Source organism: Brachybacterium tyrofermentans (genome assembly GCF_014897585.1).
Taxonomy (GTDB): domain Bacteria; phylum Actinomycetota; class Actinomycetes; order Actinomycetales; family Dermabacteraceae; genus Brachybacterium; species Brachybacterium tyrofermentans.
In genome coordinates, this window is sequence record NZ_JABUXW010000058.1 from 1 (window position 1) to 5,048 (window position 5,048).

General features: G+C 64.9%; 6 protein-coding genes. 5 read left to right on the top strand and 1 reads right to left on the bottom strand.

Features of this window, described 5'->3' with window-relative positions; translation table 11 throughout:
• Positions 1–306 (bottom strand): BlaI/MecI/CopY family transcriptional regulator (locus INT49_RS20440; RefSeq protein WP_193119575.1); only part of this gene is annotated, 306 nt, incomplete at its 3' end.
• Here INT49_RS20440 and INT49_RS20445 point away from each other — a divergent pair.
• The 5 genes from INT49_RS20445 to INT49_RS20465 all read left to right on the top strand — a co-directional run bounded on the left by INT49_RS20445 (position 190) and on the right by INT49_RS20465 (position 4,968).
• Positions 190–1,482 carry a FecCD family ABC transporter permease gene (locus INT49_RS20445; protein WP_193119576.1) on the top strand — a complete coding sequence of 431 codons (1,293 nt, stop codon included), beginning with the start codon at positions 190–192 and terminating at the stop codon, positions 1,480–1,482. The two genes, INT49_RS20440 and INT49_RS20445, sit on opposite strands and share 117 nt — an antisense overlap.
• Positions 1,483–1,642: 160 nt before the next feature.
• Positions 1,643–2,512 (top strand): ABC transporter substrate-binding protein, encoded by an 870-nt coding sequence (locus INT49_RS20450; RefSeq protein WP_193119577.1) that lies wholly within the window; start codon positions 1,643–1,645, stop codon positions 2,510–2,512.
• Complete coding sequence (locus INT49_RS20455; RefSeq protein ID WP_193119578.1) at positions 2,509–3,282, top strand: ABC transporter ATP-binding protein; 774 nt, start codon at positions 2,509–2,511, stop codon at positions 3,280–3,282. Before INT49_RS20450 ends, INT49_RS20455 begins: the two co-directional genes overlap by 4 nt.
• Positions 3,283–3,320: 38 nt before the next feature.
• Positions 3,321–3,878, top strand: coding sequence for a GNAT family N-acetyltransferase (locus tag INT49_RS20460; RefSeq protein WP_319021720.1), 558 nt, complete (start codon positions 3,321–3,323; stop codon positions 3,876–3,878).
• Between the two features lie 124 nt (positions 3,879–4,002).
• Positions 4,003–4,968 carry an IS481 family transposase gene (locus INT49_RS20465; RefSeq protein WP_193119580.1) on the top strand — a complete coding sequence of 322 codons (966 nt, stop codon included), beginning with the start codon at positions 4,003–4,005 and terminating at the stop codon, positions 4,966–4,968.
• Positions 4,969–5,048 lie beyond the last annotated feature (80 nt).

Genomic DNA, 5,048 nt, shown 5'->3' on the forward strand with positions numbered 1-5,048 from the left:
CAGTAGCACCCTCATCGTAAGAGGGCCCACTGTCCGAAAACCACGCGGCACCTCAGACCGTCCGACATGCTCGTCCCCGCTTCGCGCCGCACGGAAGCGGACCTTGCGTGGGGAATCTCCGGAACGGACGACATCACCCTTCTTCTGCAACCGCTCCAGTGCCGTCATCAACGTCGTGTACGCCGGGACATGACCAGTGAACACGGCCTGGATATCGCGGGCACTCAAAGGCTCGGATGCGTCCCAGAGGATGCGCATGACCTCGCCCTCGAGTTCCCCTCGTTCACGCGTGCGCTCACCCGCCATCTGACACCTCCGTCGTTCATCCTACCCAACGTAAATCTACATGATGTCGTAGAGTGGTGTTCGTTCTGTCAACTTCCCATCGCGAGGATTCCGCACGTGGCTCTAGCTCATTCCCGTTCTCGCCGCCCTGACCAGAGGGAGAGCTCGGTGCGCTCGGCGCGAGGATGGTCTGCCGCAGTCACCGTCGCGTTGGTCGTGTCGATTGTTGGTGGGATCTCCCTGGGCTCGGTGTCCGTCTCCCCGGACACGGTGCTCTCCGTCATCGGGCACCGCTTGTTCGGAGTCCCCGCCGCGACGTGGAGCGGGGCGGAGGAATCGATCGTGTGGAACGTGCGGCTCCCGCGAGTCCTGCTGGGTGCTGCGGTCGGGGCGGGCCTTGTCGTGTGCGGTGCCGTGTTGCAGGCGATGGTGCACAACGTCCTCGCCGACCCGTATCTACTGGGGATCAGCTCGGGTGCTTCGGCCGGGGCGGCGGCGGCCATCCTGTTCGGCGTTGCCGGGGGCCTCGGTGCGTATGCACTGCCGTTGAGCGCGTTCCTCGGCGCGGCGATCGCGGCCGCCGGCGTGTTTGTCCTGGCCCGTTCGGGCGGGCGGATGACGTCGATCCGGTTGGTCATGGCCGGAGTCGCGATCGGGTATGTACTGTCTGCAACGACGAGCATCCTCGTGTTCTCCTCCGACTCTCCCGAGGGGTCGAGGTCGGTCATGTTCTGGCTGCTCGGATCCCTCTCCCTGGCGCAGTGGAACACCACCCTGCTCGTCGTCACAGGGATCGTGCTGGTCAGCATCTGCGTCCTGACTCTGTGGTCCCGGAACCTGGACGCCCTATCGATCGGAGATGACACCGCTCTCACCCTCGGCGTCGCGCCAGGACGGTTCCGAGTGCAGCTCCTTGCGGTCGTCAGCCTCTGCGTCGGGGCGGTCGTCGCCTCCTCCGGCGCGATCGGGTTCGTCGGACTCGTCGTCCCACACCTCGCCCGCCGCCTTGTCGGAGCCTCACATCAGCGGATGCTGCCGCTCGCGGCGCTGCTCGGTGCGACATTCCTCGTCGCCGCCGACGTCATCGCCCGCACTGTCTGGTCGCCCCGAGAACTGCCCATCGGCATCGTTACTGCGCTCATCGGCGCGCCTTTCCTGATCATCCTCGTGCGCCGCTTCCACGCGCCGAATTCCTGATTCCGTCTGCCCATCGACACCAACTGGAGAACCCCACATGCACGCCCAGAAACGGTCCGCGCTCGCAGCGATCACCTCACTCGCCCTCCTGGCCGGCCTCGCCGCCTGCACGAGCAGCCCCAGCAACGAACAGACGCAAGCCTCGGATTCCGGGTACCCGGTGACCGTCGTCAACTGCAGCAATGAGGTCACCTTCGATGAAGCGCCTGAGCGTGTTGTGGTGCTCCGCAACGAAGCCATCCCCGTACTGTCCTCGCTGGGCGTCCTCGATCGGGTCGTCGGACTCGTCGGCCGCTTCCACGACGACTACTTCGACGAGGACACGCAGGCCGTGATGGCCGGGATTCCCGTGCTCAGTGACGAGATCTCCCAGGTCGGTGGCGGTGAGATCTCTCTTGAGGACATCATCGCCGAGGAGCCCGATCTGGTCATTGGCACCTCAGAGACCGTCACCCGCGACGGGCTCCTCGCCCAGGGGGTCAACGTGCTCGAGAACGAGGAATCCTGCCCCGGCAGCCAGGCAACCTCCACGCTCGATGACATCGACACGCTCTTCACCCTCTATGCCGACGTGTTCGACCGGCACGACGAGGCTGACACCGCCCTGGACGAGATCAACGAGCAAATCGAGACCGCGCTCGTCCAAATCCCCGACGGTGAGAACCGCACGGCCGCGATGCTGTACCCGACGATCGGCGGCGGCTCCACCTACGCGTACGGGGCCGGGAGCATGAACCACACCCTCCTTGACCTCGCCGGATTCACCAACGTCTTCGCCGACCTCCCCGACCGGACCGCCGAAGTCTCCGTCGAAGAACTCCTCGCACGCGACCCCGACGTCCTGATCCTGCTCCACAGCGGCGCCACCCCGGCCGAGGTGGAAACAGCCGTTACCGCGCTCCCTGGCGCTGAGGAACTCACTGCCGTACAGAACGGGGCGGTGCTTCCGCTGTTGTTCGGATTTACCTCTCCCGCCTCACAGATCACGATCGACGGGCTCACCCGGATCGTTGACCATTTCTACTCGTGATCACCGGCACCAGCATCGGTTTCGCCTACGACCGGACTGCGGTCCTCGAAGACATCGAGATTACCGCCGGCCCGGGCGAGGTGGTCGGGCTCATCGGCCCGAACGGCAGCGGCAAGTCCACCCTCCTGCGCACACTCCACGGCGCGCTGACACCCAAACCAGGGCACGCACACATCGACGACGCGCCACTGGCGGAGCTCACACCGAGGGAGGTCGCGAGACAGATCGCGGTCGTCGTCCAGGAATCCGACACCGACGTGCCCTTCACCGTCCGGGAGATGGTGCTGCTCGGGCGGACACCTCACCGGCGCTCCTTCGAACGCCACACCAACACCGACCACGACATCGTCACCGCCGCACTGGAGAAGGTATCCGTGAAACATCTGTCCGACCGGGTGTTCGCAGGCCTCTCGGGCGGTGAGAAACAGCGCGTCCTCATCGCCAGGGCGATCGCGCAGGGCGCACCGCATCTACTGCTGGACGAGCCCACCAATCACCTCGACGTCCGCTATCAGCACGAGATCCTGACCCTGGTCCGCGAGATCGGCGTCACGACGATCGTGGTCCTCCATGACCTCAACCTCGCCGCCCGCTACTGCGACCGCCTTATCCTCCTCCACGAAGGCCGCAAGATCACTGAAGGCACACCCGCCGACGTCCTGACACCACAAATCATCGAGACCGTCTACGGGATCGCAGTCGAACGCATCGAGCACGCCGGAGTCCCGCAGTTGATCTTCGCACCGCCGAGCGTTACCGCACAGCGATGACTGATCGCGCGGCGCGAGCCAGTCGTAGGCTCGTATCCGTGGCAGGCTCCCGCAGAATCCTCCTCACCGAACGCCTTTCCCTCTCGCCCCCTGATGTGGAGGATGTCGACGCGTTGCACCGCATCTGCGCCGATCCCCGCGTGTGGACCCACTACCCATCCCTCCGCCACACTGAACGCGCACAGACCGAGCAGCTGATCGACGGGTGGCAGCGTAGCTGGGAAGAGACGGGCCTCGGCACCTGGACCATCCGCCTACGCGAGACAGGTGAGTCCATCGGCTACGGAGGATGCTCCCTCCTCCACGGCTGTGTCTGGAATCTCGGCTACCGCATCGACGCCGACCACCACGGCCACGGCTACGCCACCGAACTCGCACTCACGGCACGAACAGCCGCCGAGCAGGTGCCCCCGCAGCGGCCGGTGATCGCCCACCTTCTCGAACACAACCACGCCTCCGCCGCGGTGGCCCGCAAGTCCGGGCTCACCCTGGTCGACCGCGGGCCTGACGTAGGCAACCCCGACCCGAACGCCATTCGCCTTATCTACTCGAATACGGCGCTCACCGCAGACCAACTCGACGCTGCCCGACGCTGACACATGCCCGCAGGCCGCGGAGCCCTAGCTGTAGTTCCTCGGGACGTTGTGATCACGTGAGTTAGCGAAGACCTCCGGGCAGGATGTGGGTTACCACACTCACATTTCACGCACGGAGGTCTTCGTGACTCACGCTAACGCACCCCTGACGCCTGTTGGTCGGGCTCGCCTGGCCGACCTGATCAACGCCCAAGGCTGGTCGGTGCGGCGAGCGGCCGAACGGTTCCAGGTGTCGCCGGCAACAGCATCGAAGTGGGCCCAGCGAGCTCGGACAGGCGCGTCTATGACGGATCGTTCTTCGCGGCCTCATCGCAGTCCTGCGCGCATCGCGCAGCGCATCGAGCGGCGGATCGTTGCGTTGCGGTTCACGAGACGATGGGGTCCGCACCGGATCGGGTATCACCTCCGTATGCCCCGCTCGACTGTCGAGCGGGTCCTGCATCGATATCGAATGCCGATCCTGATGCACGTCGATCAGGCCACCGGTCTCCCCGTCCGGCGACCGAAACCCGTTCGCTACGAACGAGGACGGCCGGGCGACCTCATCCACGTCGATATCAAAAAGCAGGGTCGTATCCCTGATGGCGGCGGGCATCGCATGCTGGGCCGCACGATCGGGAACCGGAACAACAAGAAGAAGGGCCGCGGTTACGCGTTCCTCCATCACGCGGTCGATGACCACTCCCGGCTCGCCTATTCAGAGATCCTTGACGACGAACGCAAAGAGACAGCGTCAGCGTTCTGGGAGAGAGCCGATGCCTTCTTCGCAAGCGCGGGCATCACCGTCCGAGAGGTCCTCACCGACAATGGGTCTTGCTATCGCTCGCGCGCGTTTGCGACAGCTCTCGGCCCCGACATCAAACACCGATTCACGAAGCCTTACCGCCCGCAGACGAACGGGAAGGTCGAACGCTTCAACCGCACCCTCGCCCAGGAATGGGCCTACGCCGAGACCTACGCCAGTGACGAAGCCCGAGCAGCAACCTACGACGCCTGGCTCCATCACTACAATCACCACAGACCCCACACCGGCATCGGTGGCCAAACACCCTCAGACCGCGTTCACAACCTCACGGGGAAGAACACCTAGCGTCCCAGAACAGGACCCGAGCACACACCGTGATGCCTCATGTCAATACCTCCGGATGAGTTGGTCGTTGCCTCAGGTGC